Origin of the sequence: Paenibacillus sp. cl6col (assembly GCF_900102125.1) — a bacterium.
In the GTDB taxonomy this organism is placed as follows: Bacteria; Bacillota; Bacilli; order Paenibacillales; family Paenibacillaceae; genus Paenibacillus_B; species Paenibacillus_B suaedae.
Genome location: NZ_FNAZ01000018.1, coordinates 1 through 14475, shown reverse-complemented (window position 1 = coordinate 14475; position 14475 = coordinate 1). Strand labels below are relative to the sequence as shown.

Annotated in this window: 15 protein-coding genes and 1 rRNA gene; all 16 read left to right on the top strand. The window is 48.3% G+C overall.

What is annotated here, in order from left to right:
- Nucleotides 1-482: 482 nt before the first annotated feature.
- On the top strand, nt 483-1253 hold the full coding sequence (locus BLS15_RS27380; RefSeq protein ID WP_021255197.1) for a type III pantothenate kinase: 771 nt from the start codon (nt 483-485) through the stop codon (nt 1251-1253).
- Nucleotides 1254-1317: 64 nt separating this feature from the next.
- Nucleotides 1318-2250, top strand: a complete 933-nt coding sequence (hslO, locus tag BLS15_RS27375) for an Hsp33 family molecular chaperone HslO (protein WP_021255198.1) — start codon at nt 1318-1320, stop codon at nt 2248-2250.
- Nucleotides 2251-2307: 57 nt separating this feature from the next.
- Nucleotides 2308-3249, top strand: coding sequence for a SurA N-terminal domain-containing protein (locus tag BLS15_RS27370; RefSeq protein WP_021255199.1), 942 nt, complete (start codon nt 2308-2310; stop codon nt 3247-3249).
- Between the two features lie 204 nt (nt 3250-3453).
- Nucleotides 3454-4392 (top strand): cysteine synthase A, encoded by a 939-nt coding sequence (cysK, locus tag BLS15_RS27365; protein ID WP_021255200.1) that lies wholly within the window; start codon nt 3454-3456, stop codon nt 4390-4392.
- Between the two features lie 230 nt (nt 4393-4622).
- Complete coding sequence (locus BLS15_RS27360; protein WP_021255201.1) at nt 4623-6266, top strand: anthranilate synthase component I family protein; 1644 nt, start codon at nt 4623-4625, stop codon at nt 6264-6266.
- 49 nt (nt 6267-6315) lie between these two features.
- Complete coding sequence (gene pabA / locus BLS15_RS27355) at nt 6316-6891, top strand: aminodeoxychorismate/anthranilate synthase component II (RefSeq protein ID WP_021255202.1); 576 nt, start codon at nt 6316-6318, stop codon at nt 6889-6891.
- A complete protein-coding gene (locus BLS15_RS27350; protein ID WP_021255203.1) occupies nt 6891-7775 on the top strand; it encodes an aminotransferase class IV in 885 nt (294 codons plus the stop codon). The genes pabA and BLS15_RS27350 overlap by 1 nt, the downstream gene beginning before the upstream one ends.
- 124 nt (nt 7776-7899) lie before the next feature.
- Nucleotides 7900-8766 carry a dihydropteroate synthase gene (gene folP / locus BLS15_RS27345; RefSeq protein ID WP_021255204.1) on the top strand — a complete coding sequence of 289 codons (867 nt, stop codon included), beginning with the start codon at nt 7900-7902 and terminating at the stop codon, nt 8764-8766.
- 44 nt (nt 8767-8810) lie between these two features.
- A complete protein-coding gene (gene folB / locus BLS15_RS27340) occupies nt 8811-9224 on the top strand; it encodes a dihydroneopterin aldolase (protein ID WP_021255205.1) in 414 nt (137 codons plus the stop codon).
- A 54-nt stretch (nt 9225-9278) separates the two neighbouring features.
- Complete coding sequence (gene folK, locus BLS15_RS27335; RefSeq protein WP_090514722.1) at nt 9279-9839, top strand: 2-amino-4-hydroxy-6-hydroxymethyldihydropteridine diphosphokinase; 561 nt, start codon at nt 9279-9281, stop codon at nt 9837-9839.
- Nucleotides 9797-9997, top strand: a complete 201-nt coding sequence (locus BLS15_RS27330) for a helix-turn-helix domain-containing protein (protein WP_021255207.1) — start codon at nt 9797-9799, stop codon at nt 9995-9997. Before folK ends, BLS15_RS27330 begins: the two co-directional genes overlap by 43 nt.
- An 89-nt stretch (nt 9998-10086) precedes the next feature.
- A complete protein-coding gene (dusB, locus tag BLS15_RS27325; protein WP_021255208.1) occupies nt 10087-11088 on the top strand; it encodes a tRNA dihydrouridine synthase DusB in 1002 nt (333 codons plus the stop codon).
- Between the two features lie 301 nt (nt 11089-11389).
- The gene (greA, locus tag BLS15_RS27320) at nt 11390-11866 is read left to right on the top strand and encodes a transcription elongation factor GreA (RefSeq protein WP_021255209.1); all 477 of its coding nucleotides are present in this window, start codon (nt 11390-11392) and stop codon (nt 11864-11866) included.
- Nucleotides 11867-12091: 225 nt separating this feature from the next.
- Complete coding sequence (gene lysS / locus BLS15_RS27315) at nt 12092-13597, top strand: lysine--tRNA ligase (RefSeq protein ID WP_028532531.1); 1506 nt, start codon at nt 12092-12094, stop codon at nt 13595-13597.
- A gap of 110 nt (nt 13598-13707) precedes the next feature.
- Nucleotides 13708-13830, top strand: coding sequence for a hypothetical protein (locus BLS15_RS29900; RefSeq protein ID WP_268632972.1), 123 nt, complete (start codon nt 13708-13710; stop codon nt 13828-13830).
- Nucleotides 13831-14285: 455 nt separating this feature from the next.
- Nucleotides 14286-14475, top strand: a 16S ribosomal RNA gene (locus BLS15_RS27310); the annotation flags it as partial.

Genomic DNA, 14475 nt, shown 5'->3' with positions numbered 1-14475 from the left:
ATTGTAAAGAGTGCACCATAGCGTGCACTCTTTTTTTATGGCTATTGAAATATTGGCGCAGTCTCGATTGTGAATTGACACAGCCATAGGCGTTGTGTAAATTAAGTGTTAATGACTACAACAAGCGGGAGACCATACGTGCAGATCATTATCACGGTTTTCGTGCCGTACTGCATGATAGATTTTTCACTTGGGTGTGGGAGCTCGTGACTGATGGAATGATGGAATTTCTGTTGGTACGAGCGATACTATAACCTGTCATCGTACAACGTTGCCACCGTTGATGATGCGTCATGCAGGTGTTCTTCTGACCTGCTAGGAGCGTAAAGAATACATCAAGATTGAAGCAACGGGCGAGTTCACACTCTACCGTTCGCGGCAAAGCGTTGATCGGTGTCGATGTCAATTCCGTATAAGCGTTTCCATGGTTATAACGGTCGACATCAATCTTGACTTGAATGCGAAGAAAGAGGGATAGAACTGTGATTCTCGTTATCGATGTAGGAAATACAAATATTGTTCTAGGTGTATATCAACAGGAGACGCTGCAGCATTTTTGGAGGCTGTCCACGAATCGTCAAGCGACAGCGGATGAATATGGTGTCATGATCCACAACTTATTCTCACTGGCAGGGCTTTCGGTTAAGGATATCGATGGAGTTATTATCTCGTCTGTCGTTCCACCGATTATGTCTACGATGGAACTCTTGTGTGAGACATACTTGTACAAGACGCCGCTTATCGTAGGGCCAGGCGTAAAGACAGGTTTGAATATCCGATATGAAAACCCGCGTGAGGTTGGTGCAGACCGCATCGTGAACGCGGTTGCTGCCATCGACCAATACGGTGGTGAGATGCCACTTGTAGTTGTCGATTTCGGTACAGCGACAACTTTTGATGTGATTGATGTGCAAGGCAATTACTTGGGCGGGGCAATCGTTCCGGGGATTGGCATCTCTACTGAGGCGCTCTATCAGCGTGCAGCGAAGCTCCCTCGTATTGAACTGACGAAGCCGAAGTCCGTTATTGGCCGCAATACGGTTCATTCCATGCAGGCAGGCATCATATTCGGATACGCTGGACAAGTTGATGGGATCGTGGATCGCATAAGCCAAGAACTAGGCGCACAACCTAAGGTCGTTGCAACCGGTGGCTTGGCGGAGCTCATTGCAAGCGAATCGCGTACAATTGATACGACGAATCCACTGCTGACCCTTGAGGGGCTGCGTCTCATTTACAATCGTAACCAATAATATAGAGAAAATCGTTGTAAACTGTCATTCGTTTTTAAAATATGTAAGGCAACAGGAGGCACTCATGGAAGAGAGCAAGCAACAACAGAACATCACTCAAGATACCGTGCAGGATTTGCTTATCCGTGGGACTGGATTAGGTGGAAAGGTACGGATTTTTGCTGCGCGCACGACTAACTTGGTTAATGAGCTGCAACGTCGCCACGGTACATACCCAACAGCAACAGCTGCATTAGGGCGTACAGTAACGGCTGCTGCAATGATGGGTGCGATGCTGAAGGGCGAAGAGAAGCTTACGGTGCAAGTGAAGGGTGATGGCCCTATTGGTCAGGTCGTTGCGGATGCCAACGCACGTGGAGAGATTCGCGGCTATGTGACACATCCCCAAGTTCATTTGGCGAGCAACGCCGAGGGCAAGCTGGATGTTGCGGGAGCAGTAGGCCGCAGCGGCTTCATTCACATTACGAAGGATCTAGGCTTAAAGGAACCTTACCGCGGAAGCTCTCCGATTATTTCGGGAGAACTGGGTGAGGACTTTACGTATTACTTTGCAACGTCGGAGCAGACGCCATCCGCAGTTGGGCTTGGCGTACTCGTAGACACTGACAATTCTGTACTACATGCAGGTGGATTCATTATTCAATTGCTGCCAGGCTTGTCTGATGAGGAAATAACGGAGATTGAACAATCGTTAAGCACATTGCCTCCGGTAACAGCCTTGCTTGATCAAGGCATGGAGCTTGAAGAGCTGGTAACATGGATCGTGAAGGATGTTCACATTATGGATCAGATGCCGCTTGTGTTCCAATGCCAATGCTCAAGAGAACGCGTGGAAAGCACGCTTATTAGCTTGGGACAGGAAGAGCTGCGAGCGATTATAAATGAGGATCATAAAGCTGAAGTTGTATGTCATTTCTGCAACGAGGCGTATGCCTTCAATCGTGATGATCTTGAGAAGCTGGCAGCTGCGGCAGTGACGAAGAAGACGCAATCGTAAAGTAAGTGTAAGCACAGGCGTGCTACAAGGAAATATGAGGTAAGGGAAGCAAGCGATATGACGAGAGAAGTCAAGAGCTTATGGGGCTGTATTATTGTATTGTTTGCCTGTGTGATCGTGCTTGCAGGCATACTTATTTCACGGCTCGATGTTCCGGTCGGGCCCCCCGAGCCTGCTTCATCCGATTCCTCATCAGTCGTTGCGTCAGTTGGGTCGCATAAGATTACGCGTGCAGAGTGGAACAGAGAATTGGAGCAGCAGTACGGTGGGTTAGTACTGGAGCAGATGCTGACGAACCGAGCTGCTGAGCAGGAAGCGAAGTCGCTCGGGGTTGAGGTGACTTCTGAAGAAGTCACCCGAGAGATTAAGCGTCAAATGAAGGGTTATGAAAGTGAAGAGGCTTATTACCAAGCGATGAAAGAACAACTAGGAATGAGTCCGGAACAATTAAGCCAAGACATGCGCAATCAACTTCTATTGGAAAAAATCGCAACGTACGGCATTGATATCGGTGATGCTGATATTGACGAGTACATGCGTGAACATAAGGGTGAATACGAGCCAATCAACTCCTATCAAATGGCACATATCACAGTATCGAACATCGCTGACGCGGAAGCAATTATTGGCCGCATTAAGCAAGGCGAATCTTTCGGTTTCCTTGCAGGCGAGCTCTCTCTTGACTCCTTCTCTTCACAGCAGGGTGGGAGAATAGGGTGGATTGATGAGGATGATCCATTCATCGATCACGCGGAACTGAACCAAGTGTCCCTGATGGAAGTAGGCGATACCTCGAATCCAGTTAAGATTAAGGATGGATATGCGATTATCCAGCTTACTGGCAAGAAGGAAGTAAGGCCTGAACACCACGATGAAATGCGTGAGCGTATTCGTAAAGAAATCGCGCTGGAGAAGTCTCCTCCATTAGTACAATGGAGAAAAGCGCTCCGAGAGAAATACGGCGCGGCAATTGCAGATGCAGCCTTTTCATCACAGTAAGTGGTGACATGAATAGCAGTCCGTCCGAATAAGATGATTTATTCGGGCGGGCTTTTTGTTGTTTTTCAGACAGAGAACGAGAAAACTTGGAATATTTTTGAGTAGGTCTATTGACATTCGACTATCGGCTTGCTAATATAAATTAAAACCTAGTGAATTAGTCGGAAATATTTCAATTCCTATTAACCTGTGGGAGGGCTCTCTATGCCAAGAATCGTCAATAGCGTGACCGAACTAATCGGGGATACTCCACTTGTACGCCTGAATCGAATTGTACCGGAAGATAGCGCCGAAATTTATGTGAAGCTGGAATATCAGAATCCGGGCTCCAGTGTCAAAGACCGGATCGCAATAAGTATGATCGAGGTAGCTGAACAGGAAGGCATATTGAAGCCGGGAGATACCATTGTAGAGCCTACGAGCGGCAATACGGGCATTGGACTTGCAATGGTAGCTGCTGCGAAGGGATATAAGGCAATATTGGTTATGCCTGAGACGATGAGCATTGAGCGCCGCAATCTCCTGCGCGCATATGGAGCTGAGCTTGTGCTTACTCCAGGGGCAGAAGGAATGAATGGTGCGGTTCGCAAGGCTGAAGAGCTGGCACAAGAGAACCCTACTTATTTTATTCCGCAACAATTCAAGAACCAAGCGAACGTCAAGATTCATCGGGAGACGACAGGTCCAGAAATTGTCGAAGCAATTCAATCGCTCGATGGCAAGCTGGATGCGTTTATTGCTGGCATTGGCACAGGGGGAACAATCTCTGGCGCTGGTGAAGTGCTGAAGGAGAACTTCCCCGGCATTCAAATTGCAGCAGTAGAGCCAGCCTCATCTCCATTATTGTCTGGAGGCAAGCCGGGCCCGCACAAAATCCAAGGGATCGGGGCAAACTTCGTACCTGATATATTGAACCGTGAGATTTATGATCGAATCATTACGGTTGAGAATGAAGACGCATTTGAGATAGCGCGTCGTGTTGCGAAGGAAGAAGGCATCTTAGTCGGCATCTCCTCGGGGGCAGCGATCTATGCTGCATTGCAGCTTGCGAAGGAATTGGGAGCCGGCAAGCGTATTGTTGCAGTCGTACCAAGCAATGGCGAACGTTATTTAAGCACACCGTTATTTAATTTTGAAGATTAAGGAATGAATACATCCCCTCATCCAACTGTGTACTTGGAAGCATAATGCTTCTGACGATAGCTGAGATGGGGGGATTTTTATATGAAGGAAAATGCAGAAAATGTAAGTGGTTCATCTTTTCATCCGTAGTCTCATTGTTTATACTAATCAGTAATCCGATAATGATTATCATCCAAGGAGAGTTAGGATCGATAAGCAGGGATGATGGACTAGGGTGAAGAGGTGGTCATATGGTTCAATCAACAGTAGCAAGTGGACAGGTGCTTATCGCACAAGAGCAATGGCGCTGTTATATCGATAATCAATACACGATCCTTCCGTACGTGGTTAAGTATGAGTTGAGAGAAGAAAGTACGCACATTCCTTCTTGGGAATCGGCATGGGCAGATGCAGGGCAGAGCACCTTCGTACTGGAGAGCGGGAAGGGTGGACGCTATACGATTGTGGGGTTAGACCCCGTATCGATGATTAGAGGGAAGGGGTATTCTGCACACATCGTCCTGTCAGACGGAAATGAACAGGTACGCAAGGGAGCTCCGTTAGATATGGTGAAGGAATGGATGTCACCTTACCGTGGGCCGCGCATAGAGGGGCTTCCGAAGTTCACTGGGGGATGTGTCGGCTATATAAGCTATGACATTGCTAGATCCATTGAGCGGCTCCCCGAATTGGCGGCGGATGATTTGGATCTTCCCGATTATGTGTTTATGCAAATGAATGAGCTATGGATTGTCGATCATGAGGAACAAGCGCTATACTGTGCGGTCATGACGGAGGTTGATCCATGCGCATCACCGGCGTACAAGCGCCAAATGAAGGAGGATGAGTCCTCCAGTCAGACCGCTGAATCCATATATGAGGAATGGGTATCTAACCACTATGAGCTTGCTCACCAGCGTGCAGATAAGTTGAAGAAGCGCTGGGATGTCTGGTGGGAATCTTGCCGTAGAGATGAGGCGAAGCAGGCCGCTGAGCTTCGTCGCCGCTGTCTGGAGGAAGGCAATCTTCTCGATGTGGATGTGCTGGAAGGTGTACAGACGGCATTTCCGAAGGAGGATTTTGAGGAGGCTGTACGGCAGATTCAGCAATATATTGGTCAAGGTGATGTCTTTCAAGTAAACCTGTCCATGAGACAGATGCGTGCGCTGCGTGAAACTCCGGAACGGCTCTATGAATGGCTGAGGGTGCTTAACCCATCTCCATACATGGGACTGCTTCGTTTCCCTGACTTCCAGCTTGTTTCTTGTTCCCCCGAGCTTCTGGTTGGCCTGAAGGATGGGGAAGTGAGCACTCGTCCGATTGCAGGCACGAGACGGAGAGGGCATACCCCGGAAGAGGATGCCCGCATGGCAGAAGAGCTGCGTACGAATGAGAAGGAGCGGGCCGAGCATATTATGCTCGTTGATCTGGAGCGCAATGATGTTGGACGCATATCGGAATACGGCTCCGTACGGGTGGATGAGTTAATGACAATTGAATATTACTCGCATGTTATGCATTTGGTTTCTGAGGTGAAAGGGAAGCTGGCGGCCGGCAAGGACGCCTTCGACGTGCTGCGAGCGACATTCCCTGGAGGGACGATTACAGGAGCGCCGAAAGTGAGAACGATGGAAATCATCGAGGAATTGGAGCCAGTACGAAGAGGGCCATATACGGGATCATTCGGCTGGATTGACTATAATGGCGACATGGAATTTAATATAATTATCCGCACCATGACCGTGAAGGATGGTGTGGGTCATATTCAGGCGGGAGCGGGCATTGTTATTGATTCTGATCCAGCGCGTGAATATAAGGAGAGCTGGAACAAGGCGAAGGCTTTGTGGAAGGCAGTACAGTTGAGCGAACGCGACATGGTGGAGCGGGGAGACTAGATTAGGTAAGGCATGCCGCCAGGCATGGCCGAGAGAGGATGAGCTTAGCATGATACTTGTTATCGACAATTATGATTCTTTTACGTATAACTTGGTTCAATATTTAGGGGAGCTTGGGGAGCAGGTGGAAGTATACCGCAATGACGAAATCGACATTGAAGGTATTGAGAAGCTGCAACCGAATCATCTGCTGCTGTCGCCTGGACCGTGCACCCCGAACGAAGCAGGAATAACACTTGATGTCATTGCACATTTCAAGGGCAAGATCCCTATCTTCGGTGTATGCTTAGGTCATCAGGCAATTGGACAGGCATTCGGCGGGAAGGTTGTCCGTGCACAGCGATTGATGCATGGGAAGACATCCCCAATCTATCATGAGGGACAGTCGGTGTTTGAAGATCTGCCAAGCCCGTTTACAGCAACTCGCTATCATTCCTTATTGGTGGAGCGGGAGTCGCTGCCAGAATGTCTCGAGATTACGGCTTCTACGGAAGAAGGCGAAATTATGGGGCTTCGGCATAGAGAATATCCGATTGAAGGTGTCCAATTCCACCCTGAGTCGATCATTACGGATCACGGGCATCAGATGCTGCGCAACTTTTTAAAGTCGAAGGCGAGCGTATAATGGATGTTATCGGTTGGAATGGGAAGGTAGTACCTGTTGATCAAGCCGCGGTTTCTGTCATGGACCACGGCTTTTTATACGGCATAACCTTGTTTGAAACGATGCGCACCTACGATGGGAAGCCCTTCTTGTTGGAGCGGCATATGGAGCGGTTGACATCGGCTTGCAGATTGCTTGGTATCGACTATGTAGTGGATATGGGGCAGGTTGAACGTCATATTCGAGAAGTGATGGATGCGAACGGCCTGATGGAGGCGTATATTCGTTACACCGTAAGTGCGGGCGAGAATGGATTCGGCCTGCCACAGGAAGCGTATACACATCCGAATGTGCTAGTGCTTGTGAAGTCGCTGCCTACCTTGCAGGAAGAGCTGTATGAATGCGGCAAGCCATTGCAGCTGCTTCGTACACGGCGGAGTGGGCCCGAGGCAGACGTGCGCTTTAAGTCGGGACAATACATGAATAATATCGTCGCTAAGCGGGAGTTATCACAAATGGATTCATCCGCATTAGGAGCTGAGGGGCTCATGTTGGATTGCAATGGACATGTATCCGAAGGCATCGTGAGCAATGTGTTTTTTGTTCAGGATGGTCGTCTGTACACACCAGATGTATCGACCGGCATTCTGCTTGGTATTACAAGGCAGTGGGTCATGGAACTGGCCGACCAGGCAGGTATGCATGTGGAGGAAGGTAAGTATGGTTGGGGACAGCTATGGAAGGCAGATGAAGTATTCCTGACAACCTCCATCCAGGAACTTGTACCGGTGACGACTCTTGTCGATGCAGAAGGTGAGAAGAGACAGGTGGGCGACGGACGGATAGGTGCTTGTACGCGCGAGCTGCTGAATCTGTATCGCACCTCTACAGTTCACAGGATGTAGGTTAACGAGATTGATTTAGAGAGTGCATGAAACTTGCGAATAGTAAGTTCCGTTATGCCAGGTGATGACGGTATAAGGAATTTTAAGTTGGATCGGCTACGATGGCAGGGAGGGGGATGCGTATATGTTGCAGCCAACATTTTGGAAGCACACGTATAAATGGAATCAAGCAGAATTAATACTGGGCAACCGTACCTTGGTGCAAGGGATATTGAATGTTACGCCGGACTCCTTCTCCGACGGAGGATGTTATGATCGGATTGATCGTGCAATCGAGCATGCCAAGGAAATGGTCGCGCAAGGAGTAGACATTATCGATATAGGCGGAGAGTCAACGCGCCCTGGCCATGAACCGGTCGGAGAAGCAGAGGAGCTGCGCCGCGTTATTCCCGTTATAGAGGCGCTTCATGAGGCAATGCCTCATATCCCATTGTCCATCGATACGTACAAGGCGGAAGTCGGTAGACAAGCGTTAGAAGCGGGAGCTCATATTTTGAATGATATTTGGGGCTGCAAGCGGGAGCCGGAGATGGCACGTGTCGCAGCTTCCTATGACTGTCCCATCATTCTAATGCATAACCGTCCTGAACGGAATTATGAGCAGTATGTGGATGATGTGAAGCGGGATTTGCTGGAGAGTGTGGCGATTGCCAAGGCAGCGGGTGTCGAAGAACGAAATATTTGGCTGGATCCGGGGATTGGTTTTGCCAAGGACTACGAGGATAACTTGGAACTCATGCATCATTTGGATGAGCTTGTTGAGCTTGGGTACCCAGTATTGCTGGGAACTTCACGCAAGCGGTTCATCCGTGAGACACTGCAGCTTCCAGTGGATGCTCTTATTCAAGGGACGGCAGCTACGGTTGTGTTGGGAGTAGCCCAAGGCTGCCAAATTGTGCGGGTACACGATGTATTGGAAATCGTTCAGACCGTTCGGATGTGTGATGCTATGCTGTATCCAAGAGAACGGAATGGAGCCGTAGAGAAGTAATGGTGTGACATTACCCTATTTTGGCATAGAAGGGGAGTATATTCATGGTGAATACGAAAGTATCGAAACCTGACCGTATGCAGTTGCATCGGATTGAATTGTTCGGGCGGCATGGTGTATTCGAAGAGGAACAGAGATTGGGGCAGCGCTGGATTGTCGATCTTGACTTGCAAATAGATCTGCGCACGGCAGGCGAATCTGATCAGCTTGAGCATTCGATCAATTATGCCGAAATCTATAATACAGTGAAGCAGATTGTTGAAGAAGAGTCCTATCAGCTTGTCGAAGCATTGACAGAACGCATTGCAGCAGTCCTATTGGAGCAATATGCATTGATTTCAGAAGCAACAGTACGCGTAACGAAGCCGAACCCGCCGTTCGATATACATTTCCAAGGCGTAACGATTGAGATGACGAGAGTACGGGCGGGATCGAGTTCAAGCGGGGGCGGGGCATAGAAGATGGATGGAATGAAGACGGATTTCTCCGGTAGCGAGCTTGAGAAAGCAGGAATGGATTACAATCCAGTGACACATACTGGAGAGCAGACTGCTTATATTGCACTAGGTGCAAATATTGGTGAGCGGGAGCGGGCCTTGTATGATGCGTTGACACATCTTCAAGCTCAGGAGAAGATTCAAGTTGTGCGATGTTCTGCGATTTACGAGACAGATCCGGTTGGATATGAGGATCAGCCTGCCTTTCTAAACATGACAGCTTGTGTTCGGACAACGTTGCAGCCTGATGAACTGCTGATGGCGATGCTTGCGATTGAGAAGCAAATGGGGCGAGTGCGGGATATCCGCTGGGGCCCGCGCGTCATTGATTTGGATTTACTATGGATGGGCGATACTTCATGGAATACAGACCTGCTTACATTGCCGCATCCTCGTATGGGAGAGCGGCTGTTCGTACTCGTGCCGCTTGCTGATATTGCTCCGGAGTCGGCTGTCGAATTGCACGCATTCGTTCATCATGCCTTGGGAACACTGGATGGGAAGGAAGGTATTCGGAAGTGGAGTCCTTGCAAGTGGCCAAGCGAATCCGGGCTTTCCGCAAGCTTCGAGGATTGACGCAGCAGCAGCTGTCTGAACGCGTGCGCATCTCAGTATCCGTGCTTGGTGAAATCGAGCGGGGAAATCGGCAGATTGATGAGCAGATAATGAAAGAAATATGCAAGCAATTAAATATTTCACATGATGAACTGGCATCACCGGGTTCCTTTCGGTAAAATGGAACATTGGTAATCCTGTTTTGTATAGATAACCGTGTGGCATATCAGCCATATGGATAGGGATAGAGTTGAAAGGAGTGCGAGCAATGCTGAAAATTGCAAATATAGAAATGAAAAACCAAGTCGTGCTTGCGCCCATGGCTGGGGTGTGCAACCCTGCCTTCCGCCTCATTGCGAAGGAATTCGGATGCGGACTCGTATGCGCAGAAATGGTTAGTGACAAGGCGCTTGTTCACGGCAATGAGCGTACTCGTGAGATGCTGTATGTAGACGATCGGGAGAAGCCGCTTAGTCTGCAGATTTTTGGCGGGGATCGCAAATCACTCGTCGAAGCTGCCAAAATTGTCGATAAAGATTCAAATGCCGATATTATTGATATCAATATGGGTTGCCCTGTACCGAAGGTAACAAAATGCGATGCAGGCGCTCGCTGGCTCCTTAACCCGGAGAAGATCTATGAGATGGTGTCGGCCGTTGTTGATGCTGTAGATAAACCGGTTACGGTGAAGATGCGAATCGGCTGGGATCACGATCACATTTATGTAGTGGAGAATGCCAAAGCTGTTGAGCGTGCTGGTGGTCAAGCGGTCAGTGTACATGGGCGCACACGCGAGCAGCTGTATACGGGTCAAGCGGACTGGAGCTATATTCGCCAGGTTAAGGAAAATGTCTCGATTCCGGTTATCGGCAACGGGGATGTGTTCACTCCGGAAGACGCGAAGCGTATGCTGGAAGAGACGGGATGCGACGGCGTCATGATTGGACGCGGTGCACTCGGCAATCCGTGGATGCTGTATCGCACGATTGAATATTTGACGACAGGAGAGCTGCTCCCAGATCCGTCGGCAGAAGAGAAAGTTCGTATTGCGCTTGTTCATATGGATCGCCTCATTGCACTTAAGGGGGAGCAGGTTGCGGTGAAGGAGATGCGTAAGCATCTGGCATGGTACTTGAAGGGATTGCCTTCTGCCGCGCGTGTGAAGGATGCCATTATGGAAGAGACACGCCGTGATGAGGTTGCCCGCATGCTGGAGGAGTATGTACGTCAAGTGAATGAGAAGCAAGAGGCTGAATCAACGGTTCAGTAATTGCTGCAATAGAAGCTGTTACGGGCGCATGTTCAGGGGATCGAAGCGTTTTCAAGGGCATGTGCGGTCTCATTGACTTTTGCAAATCCATCCCATATAATTCAACAATAGAAAATTGGCCTCGGGCTTGGTGTATATTACACGACTATGTATGACAAAGAACGACCAAGTTGTGGAGTCATGATGTGGCAATCAAGCCATATGATGAACTATAGCATTCGCATCGGCTGCATTCGCATCGATCGTTGTTAGCAGCCCTGAGGCTGGATGCGAAATATATCATGACAGGAGAATCGGTAAGATGAGCGATAAAGAAGTCATTCTGACCCAGGACGGTCTGAAGAAGCTGGAGGATGAGCTTGAAAACCTCAAATCCGTTAAACGTCGTGAAGTGGCAGAGCGGATTAAAGTAGCGATCGGCTACGGCGACATCAGCGAGAACTCCGAATATGAAGATGCGAAGAATGAACAAGCATTCATTGAAGGTCGTATCATTACATTGGAAAAAATGCTTCGCAACGCACGGATCATTAACAACGATGACATTGACACAGATCTTGTAAGCATTGGTTCGACGGTAATCGTTGAGGATTTGGAATTCGGCGACAAGATGGAATATACAATTGTCGGTACTGCTGAATCCGATCCATTGAAGAACCGGATTTCGAATGAAAGCCCGGTAGGCAAGGCAATTTTGGGCAAGCAAAAGGGCACAACTGTGGACGTGAACGTTCCTGCAGGCGTGATTCAATACAAAATTCTCGAGATTAAGCGCTAATTGGGCTGCGGCTAAGCAGCGTGTGGCGTCAAGCATGAGAAGTTGGGATGAAAGCTTCCATACATGGAAGCTTTTTTCACCAATCGGCGGTGTGAGGAAGTGAGGACATTGTCCCCTCTTTTTCATGAAAAGAAATGAAAGAACGTGAAAGCATAAGTGCCGTTCCCAAGCATTTATCATACATCATGGAATAATGCGATTTAATTATACAAGGAGTGGAGTGTAATGACGGACGTCGTCAATCAAGAAACGGAATTAAGTGAATTGCTGCAAATTCGCCGCAACAAATTGGACGAGCTTCGCAAGCTGGGCGTAGATCCGTTCGGAACAAAATATGAGCGTACAGCAACTGCCAAAGAAGTGCTCGATAAGTATGACGGGATGGAGAAGGATGAGCTCCAAGAAGCAGGTGTAGAGGTTAGCCTTGCAGGACGTATCATGGCTAAGCGCGGCATGGGTAAAGCTAGCTTCGCGCACATCCAGGACTTGTCCGGCCGTATTCAAATTTATGTTCGTCAAGATACAATCGATGAGAAAAAATTTGAAGCTTACAGCCTGCTTGACCTAGGTGACATCATTGGTGTTCGTGGTACGGTATTCAAGACGAAGACAGGTGAATTGTCCATTAAAGTGCTGGAGCTTGAGATTTTGTCGAAGTCGCTCTTGCCGCTTCCAGAGAAATACCATGGCCTGAAGGACGTAGAAATGCGTTACCGTCAGCGCTATGTTGACTTGATTATGAACCCGGACGTTCAGCAGACGTTCGTCACTCGCTCGCGTATTATTCAATCGATGCGTCGCTATTTGGATTCCCATGGATACTTGGAAGTGGAGACACCAACACTCCATGCAATCGCTGGTGGTGCGGCAGCACGTCCGTTCATCACGCATCATAATGCACTCGACATGACACTCTACATGCGTATTGCAATTGAGCTCCACTTGAAGCGCTTGATCGTGGGCGGATTGGAGAAAGTGTATGAAATCGGCCGTGTATATCGGAACGAAGGGATTTCAACACGTCACAACCCGGAATTCACAATGATCGAATTGTATGAGGCATATGCAGATTTCAACGACATCATGAACCTGACGGAAAATCTGGTTGCGCATATCGCGCAAGAAGTGTTGGGTACAACGAAGATCCAGTATCAGAACCACGAAGTTGATCTGACGCCGCAATGGCGCCGTGTATCGATGGTGGATGCAGTTAAAGAAGTAAAAGGCGTTGATTTCTCTGCACAGATGACAGATGAAGAAGCGCATCGCATTGCGAAGGAACATAATGTGAAGGTGGAGCCGCACTACACATTCGGTCATATTCTGAATGCATTCTTCGAAGAATTCGTAGAAGAAACGTTGATTCAGCCAACATTTGTTACGGGCCATCCGGTTGAAATTTCTCCGCTTGCGAAGAAGAACGACAAGGATCCGCGCTTCACAGATCGCTTCGAGTTGTTCATCGTTGCGCGTGAACATGCGAATGCATTCTCAGAGCTTAATGATCCAATCGATCAGCGTCAACGCTTTGAGGCGCAATTGGAAGAGCGTGAGCATGGTAACGATGAAGCACATGAAATGGACGATGACTTCATTCGTGCATTGGAATACGGCATGCCGCCAACAGGTGGACTTGGCATCGGTGTAGATCGCCTCGTTATGCTGCTTACGAATGCGCCGTCTATTCGTGACGTACTGTTGTTCCCTCACATGCGTGAGCGCAGCAACTAAGATAAATGTACAATAGTAAGGATCGCTCCTAGGTTTAGGCCTAGGTTCGATCCTTTTTTAATTCGTTCAGTGGTCACTGATATCTCCATTAGAAAGAAAGTGAAGAGGTTATGGATCATTGGCTTCACTTCTATTACGGAGACTCATATGCGGATGAATCATCATCAGGTGTAGCGATGATAGGTGTAGATATGTCAGGGGATACTGCTGAGGAGTTCGGGTGCCTGGCCTGAATGTAGAAAATGAAAGAAGCATGTATGCTCAATCGAATGAAGATGATAATATGGAAGTTGCTTGTGGTTTAGTGGGGATTGCAGATAGCTGCTATTATTGTGTACAATCATGAATATTGCCTTTAGCTGTGTAAAACAGGGGCGAATAGGGTAGTTATAAGTAAGGCCAATTGAAATATGAATCACGAAAAAGCCTTTTGTAGAGCGGTTTTATGCACAGTTCAATAGGGGAGATTGTATAAAATTGAAATAGTAATTTTTTACCTGTTGCATACTATTGGTGGTCGTGATATATTATATGAGTCGCCGCTGAGAGACGCGGTGAACGAAAGCAAAAGAGGCAATAAGCCGAAGCGCTGGATTGAAGATTGTTCTTTGAAAACTGAACAACGAGCAACGTTTGTGAATGAGGTAGCAATACCTCGTCAAAAGATATGAGCAGTTCAAACTTAACTTTAACGGAGAGTTTGATCCTGGCTCAGGACGAACGCTGGCGGCGTGCCTAATACATGCAAGTCGAGCGGACTTGATGGAGTGCTTGCACTCCTGATAGTTAGCGGCGGACGGGTGAGTAACACGTAGGTAACCTGCCCATAAGACTGGGATAACCCACGGAAACGTGAGCTAATACCAGATAGGCATTTT

Excerpts from the sequence above, each read along its gene's own strand:
- cysK (WP_021255200.1), top strand. The coding sequence starts at position 3,454 with ATGCCAAGAATCGTCAATAGCGTGACCGAACTAATCGGGGATACTCCA.
- folB (WP_021255205.1), top strand. The coding sequence starts at position 8,811 with ATGGTGAATACGAAAGTATCGAAACCTGACCGTATGCAGTTGCATCGG.
- lysS (WP_028532531.1), top strand. The coding sequence starts at position 12,092 with ATGACGGACGTCGTCAATCAAGAAACGGAATTAAGTGAATTGCTGCAA.
- dusB (WP_021255208.1), top strand. The coding sequence starts at position 10,087 with ATGCTGAAAATTGCAAATATAGAAATGAAAAACCAAGTCGTGCTTGCG.
- folK (WP_090514722.1), top strand. The coding sequence starts at position 9,279 with ATGGATTACAATCCAGTGACACATACTGGAGAGCAGACTGCTTATATT.
- hslO (WP_021255198.1), top strand. The coding sequence starts at position 1,318 with ATGGAAGAGAGCAAGCAACAACAGAACATCACTCAAGATACCGTGCAG.
- pabA (WP_021255202.1), top strand. The coding sequence starts at position 6,316 with ATGATACTTGTTATCGACAATTATGATTCTTTTACGTATAACTTGGTT.
- BLS15_RS27350 (WP_021255203.1), top strand. The coding sequence starts at position 6,891 with ATGGATGTTATCGGTTGGAATGGGAAGGTAGTACCTGTTGATCAAGCC.
- BLS15_RS29900 (WP_268632972.1), top strand. The coding sequence starts at position 13,708 with ATGGATCATTGGCTTCACTTCTATTACGGAGACTCATATGCGGATGAA.
- BLS15_RS27370 (WP_021255199.1), top strand. The coding sequence starts at position 2,308 with ATGACGAGAGAAGTCAAGAGCTTATGGGGCTGTATTATTGTATTGTTT.
- folP (WP_021255204.1), top strand. The coding sequence starts at position 7,900 with ATGTTGCAGCCAACATTTTGGAAGCACACGTATAAATGGAATCAAGCA.
- BLS15_RS27360 (WP_021255201.1), top strand. The coding sequence starts at position 4,623 with ATGGTTCAATCAACAGTAGCAAGTGGACAGGTGCTTATCGCACAAGAG.
- greA (WP_021255209.1), top strand. The coding sequence starts at position 11,390 with ATGAGCGATAAAGAAGTCATTCTGACCCAGGACGGTCTGAAGAAGCTG.